Here is a 12,636-nt window from a genome sequence, read left to right on the forward strand (position 1 = left end):
AGAGCAACAAGCAGACGGAGAGCGAGGCGATGCGGCGCAGGGCGCTGATGCTGCCGCAGGAGATCAGCCGCATGCCGCGGGATCAGGTCGTGGTTCTCAGACCGGGCATCATGCCGCTGCGGATGCAGCGGATCCGCTGGTTTGAGGATCGGTGGTTCAAGGATCGGGGCGGAGCGATGCCAGAGTGGCCATTGCTGGAAGTCAAAGTGGAGCGTGACATCGTCTAGGCTCACAACCTATGATAAAGCCTCTTGTGCTTTGATACTGCTGTGGTGCCATGGCTGACTTGTGCTGGCCTTCAAAGGTGCAAATCCCGCGACCTGGACACCGAATTCCTGGTTCTTGCGCGTTCGAATAAATAGCAATGGTTTGAATAGACTTCCCTTGACCAGGGATAGACCCCATTCGATTACTTTAAGATACGGATCGCGGACCGATCACCTCGTCCATCGGTCTACGGGAATGGCGACCGGATCTTCGTCGTCCGAGTTCCACTGCCGCTCGGGCGCATCACCCAGAAGCAGGAGCGAGATCGTCATCTCATACTGCTCCGAGAAGATGGCCATCTCCTTCGCCTCTTCCTGGAACCAGACACCTGGCGGGTGCAGCACACCGGCCCTGTTATCGAGAACCAAATCCTGGCGGGCGGCCAGGGACGCGGCTGGAAGCTCGATCGTCTCCGCCGCCGCCCGGAAGAAGGCGCTTGACCGTAGCGCAGCCTCGCTGGACCGCGATCGCCATATGAAACCATCCCGCGAGATGACGAGCAGGGCACGGCGCTCCGTATAGGAGAGCCACCGGTAGATAAGCGCCAGCAGCGAGACCCGGTACCGCTGCGCGAGGGCCGACAGGACATCCATGTCTGGAATCGAGGTAGGCGGCAGATGCTTCCGGAGATCCGGGTACGGCATCAGCAGATCGGCAGCGAACTGGTCGGCCTCCCGCTCTACGATCCGCTCAACTCCCGACCCACTGGCGAAATCCTCGGAGGAGCAGCGCAAGCCCTGGGGATAACGGGCGCGGTGCACGAGATAGTGCCCAAGCTCGTGCCCGAGTGTGTAGTTGACCCGCCCGGGTGAGGCGATGCTCGTGTTGTAGAGGATGCCCCAGCCCTTCCTGGGAATCCGCACCAGAGCCCCATCGAATTCCGGCAGATGAGCGCCCTCAACGCGGACGATCCGGTCTTCGACTTCGAACTGCTTCGAAATCTCCATCGCCACCTCTGGCACGTTCACTGGATAACGGTCATTCCCAAGGACCTGATCCAAGACCATGGTTATGCGATTTGCCCATGCTCGGGGCCCCTGAGGCCGCATCAGGCCTCCTTGCTCCAGATCTCTACAAGATCCCGGATCTTGTCCTTGGTACCGGCAGGCAGCCTACGATACTGACGATAGAAGGCCTCATCCAGTACTGCAGCGTCAGGGGACACGGAAGAATTATCGACTAGATAATCTGATGTAACTCCCAGAGCCTCGGCTATTCTCGCTACCTTTTCCGCTGAAGGTCTTGGTGGATCTTTATTCTCCAACTCCCAAATATATGACTTACTTGATCCAGAAAGTGCAGCAAGTTTATCTAAGGTGTATCCCTTCTCCTTGCGTAGTCGCCGGATCTTTTCTCCGAGCACGTTGGTCATGGCGGCACCCTCTGATCGCTTGTTCAGGATAGGCGCACAAACTTTCCTTGACAACAACTACGCGTGCCTTCAAAGCGTTCGGAGTAGGCACATTTAGAATGCGCATAAGGTGGGAACTGTCGATGATGACCGGCAGGTGCCGTCCCACCACAGGTAGCTTAGGGGACAGGACTTGAACGCTCTTGCGCCCCTGGCGGCGAACCTTCTGACCGAAGATCGCGGGAAGCTGCTCTTCGGCTTCCTAGACCGGATCGGCCAAGAACTCGATCCCACCGTGACACAGCACGGTGACGTGCAGGGGAAGTACGAGGCCGTGGGCGGCTGGGTCGCGGACGCCGCCGATCCTGTCTTCAAGACGGCCAGGATCTACCCACAGGGTTCCTTCGCCATCGGGACGGCGATCCGCCCCCTCCACGGCCAGGAGTTCGACGTCGATCTGGTCTGCCACTTCCCCCGGGCCCGCTTCCCGCTCGCGCCCGCGATGCTGAAGCGGACGCTAGGTGCCCGTCTGCGGGAGAACGCCATCTACGCCGCGCGCCTGCAGGAGATGCTCCGGTGCTGGCGCATCTGCTACGCGGACAAGTTCCACCTCGACTTCACGCCATCCATCCGGAACCCCGGCTGTCCCCATGGTGGCGAGCTGGTCCCAGACCGGAAATTGGTGTCCTGGAAGGCCTCCAACCCCCTCGGCTTCAAGGCGCTGTTCGAGAAGAGATCGCTCCTTCAGCCGAGGTTCCGGACACGCTTGGCGAAGGCCGCGGACGGCATGCTCACCAAGCGTGCGGAGGTGGCGCCGTTCCCGGCCCTGCGCACGTCTAAGCCTATCCTGCCCCGGACGGTCCAGCTCCTGAAGCGTCACCGAGACATCCATTTCGAGAGTCGCGATGTCAGCGCCGCTCCGATCTCGGTCATCCTCACCACCCTTGTCGCGCGCAGCTATGAGCATTGCGTGACCCACAGGGTCTTCGACACCGAGTTCGATCTGCTCGTCGCCATAGTCGAGGGAATGCCCGCCTTCATCGAGCAGCGTGACGAGATGGGGCGTCGGATTTGGTGGATCGAGAACGAGACGACCTCGGAGGAAAATTTCGCGGAAAAGTGGAACACCGACACCACACGGGCGACCGCCTTCTTCGAGTGGCACGGCAAGCTTCGCGCTGACTTGGCCCAGCTCGCCCGGATTGCAGGGCTGGACATCCTCCAGAAGAGCCTCTCGGCCTCGTTCGGAGAAGCACCCGTGACCAAGGTCATGAAGACGGCCACCGAGACGGTCGGGACCGCCCGCAGCAACGGAAGCCTCCACGTCGCGCCGCTCATCGGCCTCACCAGTGCTGCGGTCGGAGCCTCGCCCGTGCGGGCGAACACCTTCTTCGGTTCGGACTGAGGCGTCGATGCGCCCCGGCCTTCCCGCCCGGCTGACCGCAGCGCAGCAGTACTTCAACCTGCGTATATCGCCCCTCTGCCAGGGAGCCGGGAGCCTCCGGCCTAATGGCCTCACCTGGATCTTCGACCTGCGTCCGACGGCGTTGAGCCGCGTCTACCGGCTCAGGATCGAGTACCAGCAGGGTGGCACGCCCCAGGTGTTCGCGGTGGCTCCGGACCTCATCGAACTCGCGGGCGGGCGAAAGCTGCCGCACGTCTATGAGCAGAAGCCGACCCGCCTATGCCTATACCGACCAGCTCGATCCAAATGGCACCTCGGATTACTCATCAGCCAGACGGTTGTCCAATGGGCAGCGCTCTGGCTCTTCTACTTCGAAGAGTGGCTTGCCTCCGACGAGTGGGCAGGAGGCGGAGAACACCCTCCGGTGACGAAGTCCCGGCGAGGTGAACGACGCCCCCGGCGTAGCGGGACTTCCAGGTCTGAAAACAAGGGCATCGATCCAGGAACGGCAGCATGAGCAAGAGAGCAAGAGCCACGACATCGGCCGCCGCGGCAAAGGCCCCAGCTATCGGCCGCGCTGAAGAGTGCGACGACAAGACCGTCTTCATGATCTGGATGAAGGCGGGCGGGCGGTGCCAGTTCCGGGGGTGCAACCGTGACCTCCTGGAACATCTGCCCTCGGCCACCCCGAACAAGCGCCTGGGCTATGTGGCACATGTTGTGGCTGCCTCTCCTGGAGGACCTCGGGGAGACCCGATCCGGTCTCCGGCCCTGAGCAACAGCATCGAGAACGTCATGCTGCTGTGTGGTGATTGTCATACCATCATCGACAGCCGCGAACAGCGGGCGAACTATCCCGAAGCGCTCCTCCTCGAGATGAAGCGAGAGCATGAGGCGCGTATCAAGATGCTGGTCGGTCTCGGAGAAGATCGCGCGTCACACGTCCTCTGCTACGGCGCGGATATCGGGAAGCAAGAATCCAACCTCGCGATGGACCGGATCGGCCGGGCGATGATCCCCGAACGCTTCCCGGCAAGCAAAGACCCCATCAAGATCGAACTCCAGGGGCTGGCCTCGCGGGACAGCGATTCTTCCTTCTGGACTACGCAGCAGCAGAACCTTCGCACCCTCTTCGACCGGCGGGTGAAGCCCCGTCTAGAAGCACGTGAACTCCCGCATCTCAGTGTCTTCGCCATCGCGCCACAGCCCCTGCTGATGGAGTTGGGGCGACTTCTCGGCGACATCGGCGAACATGAGGTCCGGCAGCTCCATCGGGAGCCGGCTGGCTGGAGGTGGGCTGAGGACGGCCCCCCTATCCAGTTCAAGATCCGGCGGCCGACCTCCTTCGAAGGTGCTCCTGCTCTCGTGCTCGGGGTGAGCGCGCCGATCTCGGATGAACGGATCACCTCCATCCTCGGTGACGACATCTCGATCTGGTCCATCTCGGCGGCCGCCCCAGGCAACGACGTCATGCGGCACAAGGAAGACCTTTCCCGATTCCGAAGGGAGGTCCGTGCTATCCTCGCGGACATCAAGGCGGCGCATGGGGAGAAGGCGGTCATCTCGGTGTTCCCCGCACTCCCAGTTTCGGCGGCCGTGGAGGTAGGGCGAGTCTGGATGCCGAAGGCAGACCTTCCGCTCCACGTCTACGACCAGCAGCCCGCTCCCCGGGGATTCGTCCCGGCTCTGATGATCGAAGGTGGATCTTGAGCGCGACCAAGCCGTTCGTCACGAAGACGTCCGAGGAACTGCTGGAGGATCTCGCTGCCGAACTGGAAATTCCTGACAGCCGCTACGAGGCCGCCGAACGCAGCTACCGATCGGTAGGTAGCTGGCTTGAGCGTCCAGCCTCTGCCCTCAGCCAGTTCCACCCCTTTCTGTATCCCCAGGGATCCTTCCGCCTCGGAACGGTAACGAAGCCCGCCGATGACAAGGAGCACTACGACCTCGACGTCGTCTGCGAGCTGGGCATCCTCAAGAAGTCGGTCACGCAGGAGGATCTGAAGAAGCTCCTCGGCGCGGAGGTGGAGGCCTATGCCGAGGCGAAGCGGATGGCCGAGCCGGGAGAGTCGCGCCGGTGCTGGACGCTAGAGTACGCGGACGGAGCCCAGTTCCACATGGATCTGCTGCCCGCCCTTCCTGACGGTACTCGACAGCAGATCCTTCTGGAGCAACGGGGGTTCGATGCGTCACGGGCATCGACGGCGATCGCTATCACGGACCGTGATCACCCCAACTTCCAGCTTCGCACGGACGATTGGCCATCAAGCAACCCTCGGGGGTATGCGCAGTGGTTCATCGATCGCATGCGCGTCCAGTTCGAGGAGAGGCGGCGCGTGCTCGCCGAAGCGCTTCGCCGCAAGGCGGAAGAAATTCCGGACTGGCGGGTCAAGACGCCCTTGCAGCAGGCGCTTCAGATCCTGAAGCGCCATCGGGACGTCACCTTCTCTGGGCAGATCGATGATCGTCCGATCTCGGTCATCCTGACGACCCTCGCGGCCCGGTCATACCGCGGCGAGAACCGCATCGCGGCTGCTCTCTTCTCGATTCTGGAGGGAATGGACCAGCATATCGAGACGCGGAACGGGGTGGACTGGATCCCCAACCCGACGGATCCACGGGAGAACTTCGCCGATCGTTGGCTGCAGTACCCCGAACGACGGGAAGCGTTCCACAGCTGGCTGGGGCAGGCCCGTCAGGATTTCGCGAACGCCGCGCGGGCCTATGACGCTGGAGTGGCGGTGGACGCCCTGGCGCCGCGCCTAGGACGTCGACTGGTGGAATCCGCTGCGAACCGTCGGATCACCCGATCCGGGATCAGGGGAGCAGTCCCTGGTGCTCTCGTCCTTGCCGGATCCCGTGCTGTCGGTGCCCTGAAGAGCATCGTCGAGGCACCATACCGCAAGAGGCCGATCTGGCCGGAACGGCTGGGCGGGGCCGTCAGGATCAGCCGGGCCGTGTCGGAGCAGAAGGGCCACCGGCCGAAGAGCTTCACTTCGGACAGCGCGCCGCTGAAGAAGAACACCAGCTTGACCTTCGAGGCGACGACGACCGTGCGGCGCCCTTTTCAGGTCTACTGGCAGATCACCAACACGGGTCACGAGGCTCTGGCCGTGCCTGGAGGTGGTCGCGGGACGTTCCAGACGGGTGATGTGCGGCGAGGCAAACTCACTCACGGGGAGAGCACTCTCTACTCCGGAACGCACGGTGTCGAATGTTTCATTGTCAAGGATGGCTACTTGGTCGCGCGCTCCGGAGTCTTCGCGGTGAACATCGCCTGATGGAGACCACGGGTGATCAGAGATCCATCGAGCAGCGGGAGGATGTTGGCATCGGCTATCCGCGAGAATGAAGGCCAGTGACGCCGTGATGCCGAGACGGGACTGGCCTATTCATGCTGACCGGGGAGCGCAAATGACCACCCTTCCGCCAGCGCCTTCTCCACGTCCTCCCTGGCCAGCACCTTGGTGCGGTCTCCCATCCGGACTGCCAGGCAGCCTGGGCCAGGGTGGCCACCCTGGCCTGTCGCGGTCCCACCCCAGCGCACGAAGGCCGACAACCGCGCCTTCGTCTCGGCATGCTTCCGCAACTCCCGCTCCAGGGCCGGACGTAGCAGATGGCCGACACGGGCGCGAACCCCGCCCGACCCATGGGACGCGCCGCTACTAGTCTAACGACGTTGACGCGGAGCACGCGTGCGCGGTGTTTTGGCTGAGTAATCTTCGCCGCTTCTTCTAACTTTCATGTCAGCCGGTGCTCTCGGTGCCTGAGCCTTGGTTCCTTTCAGGCCGCCTCGGCCCTGCCGCGGATGATCGGCCGACATGGATTGACCCTGAAGGCTTGGCATGGCTATCGGCGCCCACAGCGCCGCCGGCCCTGCCGCATCGTAACTGGCAATGGCCTGATCCAGCTTCTGCGTGAGGCTGTCCTGGCTCGGTTCGGCATGCACCGGCCCGCCGGGTTTGGGCAGATGCATCCGGTGCACCGCGCTCCACCCATAGTCGCGCTGCACGCGGGTGCGACGGTCATCCACCGCGCTGAGCATCACCTCGTCCAGCGCCGTGCTGTAGGACATGCGGCCTTCCGCCACCTGTGGCGCCACCAGGCGCAGGGTCAGGGCCTCCAGGCTGATCCTGGGGCGCGGTCGCGGTGCGGCCCCGAGACGCTCTGCGGCCCGGCCCTGCACCTTCAGGTTCAGGCTCATCTGCCGCAACGCCGGTGCCAGGGTCTCAGCCTGCCGGTTCTCCCGCGCCCGCTGCACAAGCCGTGTTTCCGGCAGCTCCGCCATCTGCCGCGTCTGCCGCCGCCGCATGCCCTCCTGGAAGGTGTCACGCGCCGTCCGCGACAGTTCCTGGAACCGGCGCAGCAGGGCCAGCGCGCTGTCCTTCATCGGCGCGCGGCCAAAGTTCCGCGCCACATTGGCCCAGGCCGCGTCCAGCGCTGCCTGTCCCGTGAGCTTCGGCGCATTCACCGGCCGGCGGTCCTCGACCTCGCGCGCCTCGGCGCCGAGGCTGCCGACGATGTGGCTGGCCACGCGATGCCGGCTGGCACCGACATGGGCGGCGTAGAGGGTGACGCCGCGGCTGCCCGCCGGCACGGCCAGGATGTGCTCGTCGCTGGTGATGCCCTGGGCGGTGTTGATGGTCAGCACATCGCCATAGGTCAGGCGGATCTGCCCGCTGCGCCGGTCGCGAAAGCCCTTCCAGGGCACAAAGCCCTCCTTGCCCTCGCGCGTTGTCAGCAACAAGCCACTCTCGCGGACCTCCTTGACGGTCAGCACCGAGCCATTCTCACCCATCATGGTGTCGCGCCCGGCCCCGGCGCGGCTGGTTCGCTGGAACAGCCGCACCCGGTCCCCCTCTGCCAGCGGCAGGGAGTAACTGGCGCCCGTGGCATCGCTGGCCTCAATCGTCACCCGATCCGGACCAAGCTGGCCTGAGGCCCGGCGCACCTCGCGAATGGCGCGGCTGACCGCCAGCGCGTCCTGGTTGGTCGGCGCCGACACCGTGACGCTGTAGCGCGGATCCTGCTGGTTGGCCGCCACGCGCTCGCCCCAGAGCGCCGCGGCCCGCCGTACGGCGGCCTCGTAGCCGCCCTGGACCAGTTCGGCCTGGCCCTCGGCCCGCTTGGCGGCCAGCGCCTCGCCGATGCGGCCCTCGCGGAACATCCCGACGATCGCGCGCTCGCGCTCTGTCGCCTGGCGTATGGTGGACAGCACCTCCGGAATGGCTTCGGGGCCAAGGGCTTGGCGCAGCAACGCGATGGTGGGCCCGGCCTCGATCGCCTGGCATTGCCGGTCATCGCCCACCGCCACCAGCTTGAAGCCGAGCTGCGCCTGCTGCCGCAGCAGCTGCAGCATCTGCCTGGTGCCGATCTGGCCCAGCTCATCCAGCGCCACCACCGTGCGGGGCCCGAAATCCTGCGGCCGCCGCCCCATCCGATCCAGCAGCGGCTCCAGCGCCAGGGTGCGCGCGCCGCTGATCCCGGCCTCCTGCAGCGCATTGGCCTGCCGCCAGGCCAGCGCGGTGCCCCAGACCTCGCGCCCCTGGCCGTTCCACCCCTCCACCAGCGGCGCCAGGATGGTGGTCTTGCCAACTCCCGCACCGCCGACCACCACGGCGAACTTGTTCCCCGCCCCTAGCGCCTCGGCGGCGCGTTGCTGCTCCTCGGTCAGGGGCGTGCCGCGTGTGGCGGCGGCTTGCGCCAGGCGGGCAGGGGCCAGCGCTGCGTCCGGCTGCGCCCGCGCTGTGTTCGCCAAGGCGATCAGCTCCGCCTCCTGGTCGCGGTGCAGTGCCGTGGTCACCTGCACCCGCTCGGGCCGGCTGGACACGCCCGGACGAAACAACAGGGCGGTCCGCTGCCCATCCTGCCGCACGCCACCCTCGGCCATGGCGCGGGTCACCGCCGACAGGTCGTCCAGCGTTTCCATGCCGCCGGCGATCAGCCCGCGCGCCGCCGCCAGCCGTAGGTCGCTGCCGGTGACCACCGCGCGCTGCGCCAGCATGCTCTCCAGCACCGGCGCCGCGCCCGCCAGCGCGTCGTCGACCCGCTGCTGCTGGCTGCGCTCCGGCGCCGGCGGCCCCATCCGCACGGCGCTGCCGGAATGCTGCCAGCCGAGCTCGGCGATCTGCGCCCGCCAGGCGGCGAGATCGGCCAAATCGTCGCCCTTGCCGAAACGGCCCTCCTTGATCGCGGCCTTGAGCATGGCGATGCGTTGCTCCGGCCGCATCGCCGCCCAGGCTTCGGCGCTGTAGCCGTGGCGCAGGGCCCATTCCTCGGCGGATCGCTCGCCATTCACCGTGCGCTTGCTGAACGCCCGGCAGATTTCCTCCGGGACGGCGGCGAGGCGCAGCGCCTGGGTGCGCTCGTCGAGTTCCACCGCCATGCCGAGGCGGCGGAGGTTCCGCCCCAGCAGTGCCTGGTAGACCGCGCCGAACTCATGCACCCGCCCGGCGATGCGCGTGGTGTCGATGCTCATCGCCCTTCCGCTGCGGGTCAGCACCAGGTTCGGCACGATGGTGTGGGTGTGCAGCTGCGGATCACCGGCCACCGGCACGCTGTAGATCTCGGTGGCCTGCACGCCGGTAGTCGGATCCGCTCGGCTGATCTCGACGGTGGGCCGGCTGGTGAAGTGGTCGATGGAGACAAAGCCGAGCCGGCCGCTCTCCTCGGCCTTGCCGCTGCGGCCATGCCCGAAGGTGGCGCGGGCCACCTCCTGCTCAACATAGCCGAGTGCCTCCCGCACCGCGTCCTTGTGCGCCTGGTAGATGGATTGGCGCTCGGCCTCGGTTCCAGCGGCCATCCAGGCCACCGAGACGCTCTTGGGCGCCGAGAAGGTCAGGTCGATCCAGGCGATGCGGCTGCGCTCGCCCCCACCCTCTGCCTGACCCGCCCGGTTCCGGTAAGTCCGCAGGTCCCGCTGGTGACCCGGCATGGCCCGGCCATCGGCGCGCAGCCCACCCAGGATGTTGCCCAGCTCCGCGGCGGTCAGCGGCCGGCTGACATCGATCCCCAGCGCCCTGGCCACCTCCGGCGCCATCACCGGTGAGGGGCGGGGCGTGCTGCCCAGGCCTTCGGCTCGCGTCGGATCCAGCGGGCTCTCCCGCCCGTAGTAATCCGCCAGCGCCTGCTGCGCCGGATCGATCGTGCGCTCCAGCAGATGCGCGGTGTAGGCCGCCGCCTGGGCAACACCGCCGGGCGCACCGGCCCGGAAGGTCATCATGCCGGCGGGCCCGCACCCTCCTCAGCAGGGGAAATGGGCAGCTGCCGCAGCAGCACGGTGACCGCGGCGGTGTTGTCATCCACCGCCTCCGCCAGACGCCGCAGCTCGGATCCGAGATCGCTGGCCGGCCCCTCCGCCGAGGCCGCCTGGGACAGAAGGCGCAGCTCCTCGATCACCGTGCCAAGCAGCGGGGCCAGCTCGCCGATGGCACGGGCCAGACTGTCCTGGCCGGCCTCCAGCGCCCGCACGCTGTCCCGCAATACTTCCAGCTCAAGGGTGAGTTTCGTCGCGTCCATGTCCGCGTGTGTCCTGCTTTTGTCCAGCACCGCCAGCGGCGGTGCAATGGTCTGTAGGAATATTGCCGATCCGGCCCTTTCCCGCTTGGGTAGCGTCTGTGTCCCGTCACCACAACCTCAATGCCGATAACTTTGCACAAGCCTATCTGTGCAACTGTCCCACGTGTATCTCTTGGCAGAATGCACAACCGCAGGTACGATTCTGCTGATGTTGCAGAGCTGTCGGCCGTGACCGATCCGATCCTGGCGCGGATCCAGGCTGCCCGGACTGAGGGTCCTCGCCGCTCACCCTTGGCGAACTGGCTGCTCCGCCATCGCGAGGCGTTCGCCCGTATCCTGAGGGAAGGTGGGGTGAACTGGGAGCGCTTCGGGGCGGTGTTCGTCGAGGAGGGCTTGCTGCCGCGCCCGGAGCATTTCGACGCGCCAGGGCCGGAGGGGCACAAGGCCCGTCGCCGGGTGGCGGAGACGGCGCGCAAGGCCTGGGCGCGGGCTCAGCTCGAGCGCGGTGCCATGGCGGCAAGGCCCAGCCCGGAGCCGGTTGCTGCGCCGCCCGCGCCGGTGGCCCTGCCGACCGCACACCCCGCGGGGGAGAGTTCGAGCAAGGCGCAGGACCGGCTGGCGCGGCTGAAGCGGCAAACCCTCGACCGCAGTGGAAGGAAAGCATGACATGGTGACGCGCAAGACCGCCCTGGCGGTTCCGGCCCCGGCTGTGGGCGGCGTTCCGGAGATGCAGCCCAGGCTGGTGGTGCGTCTGGGCCGCGGCCGGACCGGCGGCACCACCGGCCTCGACTGGATGGTGCAGCGGGCGCGACGGGAAGGGCGCGATCCCATCATCGCCGACGCCGCGCGCAACCCGACCCTGTCGCGGCTCTACCCGGGCGAGGCGCTGACGCCGTCCTCCACCGATGTGGTGGAGGTCAAGGACTGGCTGACCTCGGTGCTGGACCGCATGCTGACCGAGCGCCGCTCGGCGGTTCTGGATCTCGGTGGCGGCCAGGACAGCACCCTGGCCGAGTATGTGCGCGACCTGGATCTGCTGGCGTTCTGCCACGACGTCGGCGTGCTGCCGGTCGCGGTCTACTTCCTGGGGCCGGAGGCGGATGATTTCGCCCACGCGCATGCGATCTGGCGCGAAGGCTACTTCAACACGCCGCAGACGCTGCTGGTGCTGAACGAGGGCGTGCTGAAGCGCGGCCAGAACCCGGCCGGTGCCTTTCAGGGCATCCAGGCCGATCCCGACTTCATCGCCTGGGTCGAGGCGGGAGCGGTCCCGGTCTACATGCGTTCGCTGGCGCCGCTGGACGCCATGCGGGAGCTGTTGCTGAACTTCGAGGCTGCCATGGCCGACCGGCCGGGCCGAGGCGACGGCAAGCTGGGTCCCACCCGCGCCTGGCAGGTCAAGAGCTGGAATGCCGCGCTGGAGAACGAGATGCGGGAGGTCGGTGCCTGGCTGCCGTGAGGCCGGAGGCGACGGGCCGAGCGACGTTGGCCGTGGACCCGCAGAGGGCGGACACCAGCGCGGCGGCCGAGGTCGAGCAGGCCTGCGCCAGGATGGGCATGGAACCGGAGGAGCCGCTGCGGCTGCTGCTGACCAGCTCGGCGCGCGCGCAGGACAGGCTGCGTCAGGAGATGGACCGCATCGGCCAGGATGCGGCGCGGCGGGCGGCGGATGCCGCACTCCGGGAGGTGCGAGATGGTATGCGCCGGGCGGCGCACGAGCTCAGCCTGACCCGCAAGGTGCTGTACGGCGCGGTGCCCGTTCTGGCGCTGCTGGTGGGGTTTGTCGCCGGATGGCGCATGCCGGTGCAGACCGATCTCGGGCCGCTGTCGCGCGACGCTGTCGCCGCGTTCAGGAGCAATGACCTGGATGCGGCGTACCGGGCCTGTGTCGATCAGCCGCCGCAGGAGGGCCGGCGCTGGTGTCAGTTGCCGCTCTGGCGCGCAGGCGGGACACCCGATCCGCCCTGACAGCAACCGAAGTTCATCGCCTCCTCCGGGCTAGGCCAATGGTGCGGACGAACCACGCCATGCGGTGCTTCTGGGCGGCAAAGTATATGCTCGATGCCGGAGCGGATCCGGAAGGACGCGCCGGCTG

The 12,636-nt window shown here is 66.6% G+C and carries 11 protein-coding genes; 7 read left to right on the forward strand and 4 right to left on the reverse strand.

The features are described from left to right. Window positions 1-227 (forward strand): type IV secretory system conjugative DNA transfer family protein (locus CR165_RS21930; RefSeq protein ID WP_181378296.1); only part of this gene is annotated, 227 nt, incomplete at its 5' end. A gap of 210 nt (window positions 228-437) precedes the next feature. On the opposite strand, the gene CR165_RS21935 is transcribed toward CR165_RS21930, so the two are convergent. Together CR165_RS21935 and CR165_RS21940 are read right to left on the reverse strand one after the other, a co-directional pair. Then, window positions 438-1,274, reverse strand: a complete 837-nt coding sequence (locus CR165_RS21935; protein ID WP_181378297.1) for an ImmA/IrrE family metallo-endopeptidase — start codon at window positions 1,272-1,274, stop codon at window positions 438-440. A gap of 41 nt (window positions 1,275-1,315) precedes the next feature. Continuing rightward, entirely contained in the window at window positions 1,316-1,639 is a 324-nt protein-coding gene (locus CR165_RS21940) for a helix-turn-helix domain-containing protein (RefSeq protein WP_109519053.1), read from the reverse strand. A gap of 172 nt (window positions 1,640-1,811) precedes the next feature. On the opposite strand from CR165_RS21940, the gene CR165_RS21945 reads away from it, so the two are divergent. From CR165_RS21945 to CR165_RS21960, 3 genes are all read left to right on the forward strand, one after another. Further along, a complete protein-coding gene (locus CR165_RS21945; protein WP_109519054.1) occupies window positions 1,812-3,023 on the forward strand; it encodes a nucleotidyltransferase domain-containing protein in 1,212 nt (403 codons plus the stop codon). Between the two features lie 513 nt (window positions 3,024-3,536). After that, the gene (locus CR165_RS21955; RefSeq protein ID WP_245906686.1) at window positions 3,537-4,733 is read left to right on the forward strand and encodes an SAVED domain-containing protein; all 1,197 of its coding nucleotides are present in this window, start codon (window positions 3,537-3,539) and stop codon (window positions 4,731-4,733) included. Continuing rightward, window positions 4,730-6,304 (forward strand): nucleotidyltransferase, encoded by a 1,575-nt coding sequence (locus CR165_RS21960; RefSeq protein WP_109519056.1) that lies wholly within the window; start codon window positions 4,730-4,732, stop codon window positions 6,302-6,304. The genes CR165_RS21955 and CR165_RS21960 overlap by 4 nt, the downstream gene beginning before the upstream one ends. Window positions 6,305-6,693: 389 nt before the next feature. On the opposite strand, the gene mobF is transcribed toward CR165_RS21960, so the two are convergent. Next, a complete protein-coding gene (gene mobF, locus CR165_RS21965) occupies window positions 6,694-10,245 on the reverse strand; it encodes a MobF family relaxase (RefSeq protein WP_109519057.1) in 3,552 nt (1,183 codons plus the stop codon). Next, window positions 10,242-10,541, reverse strand: a complete 300-nt coding sequence (locus CR165_RS21970) for a hypothetical protein (RefSeq protein WP_146201994.1) — start codon at window positions 10,539-10,541, stop codon at window positions 10,242-10,244. The genes mobF and CR165_RS21970 overlap by 4 nt, the downstream gene beginning before the upstream one ends. 228 nt (window positions 10,542-10,769) lie before the next feature. Between CR165_RS21970 and CR165_RS21975 the strand changes: the two genes are divergently transcribed. The 3 genes from CR165_RS21975 to CR165_RS21985 all read left to right on the forward strand — a co-directional run bounded on the left by CR165_RS21975 (window position 10,770) and on the right by CR165_RS21985 (window position 12,509). After that, window positions 10,770-11,207, forward strand: a complete 438-nt coding sequence (locus CR165_RS21975) for a hypothetical protein (protein ID WP_146201995.1) — start codon at window positions 10,770-10,772, stop codon at window positions 11,205-11,207. Window position 11,208: 1 nt separating this feature from the next. Continuing rightward, window positions 11,209-12,000 (forward strand): hypothetical protein, encoded by a 792-nt coding sequence (locus CR165_RS21980; RefSeq protein ID WP_109519060.1) that lies wholly within the window; start codon window positions 11,209-11,211, stop codon window positions 11,998-12,000. A 98-nt stretch (window positions 12,001-12,098) separates the two neighbouring features. After that, window positions 12,099-12,509 carry a hypothetical protein gene (locus tag CR165_RS21985; protein WP_141563222.1) on the forward strand — a complete coding sequence of 137 codons (411 nt, stop codon included), beginning with the start codon at window positions 12,099-12,101 and terminating at the stop codon, window positions 12,507-12,509. Window positions 12,510-12,636: the final 127 nt, after the last annotated feature.

This window comes from Teichococcus aestuarii (assembly GCF_003116135.1).
In the GTDB taxonomy this organism is placed as follows: domain Bacteria; phylum Pseudomonadota; class Alphaproteobacteria; order Acetobacterales; family Acetobacteraceae; genus Pseudoroseomonas; species Pseudoroseomonas aestuarii.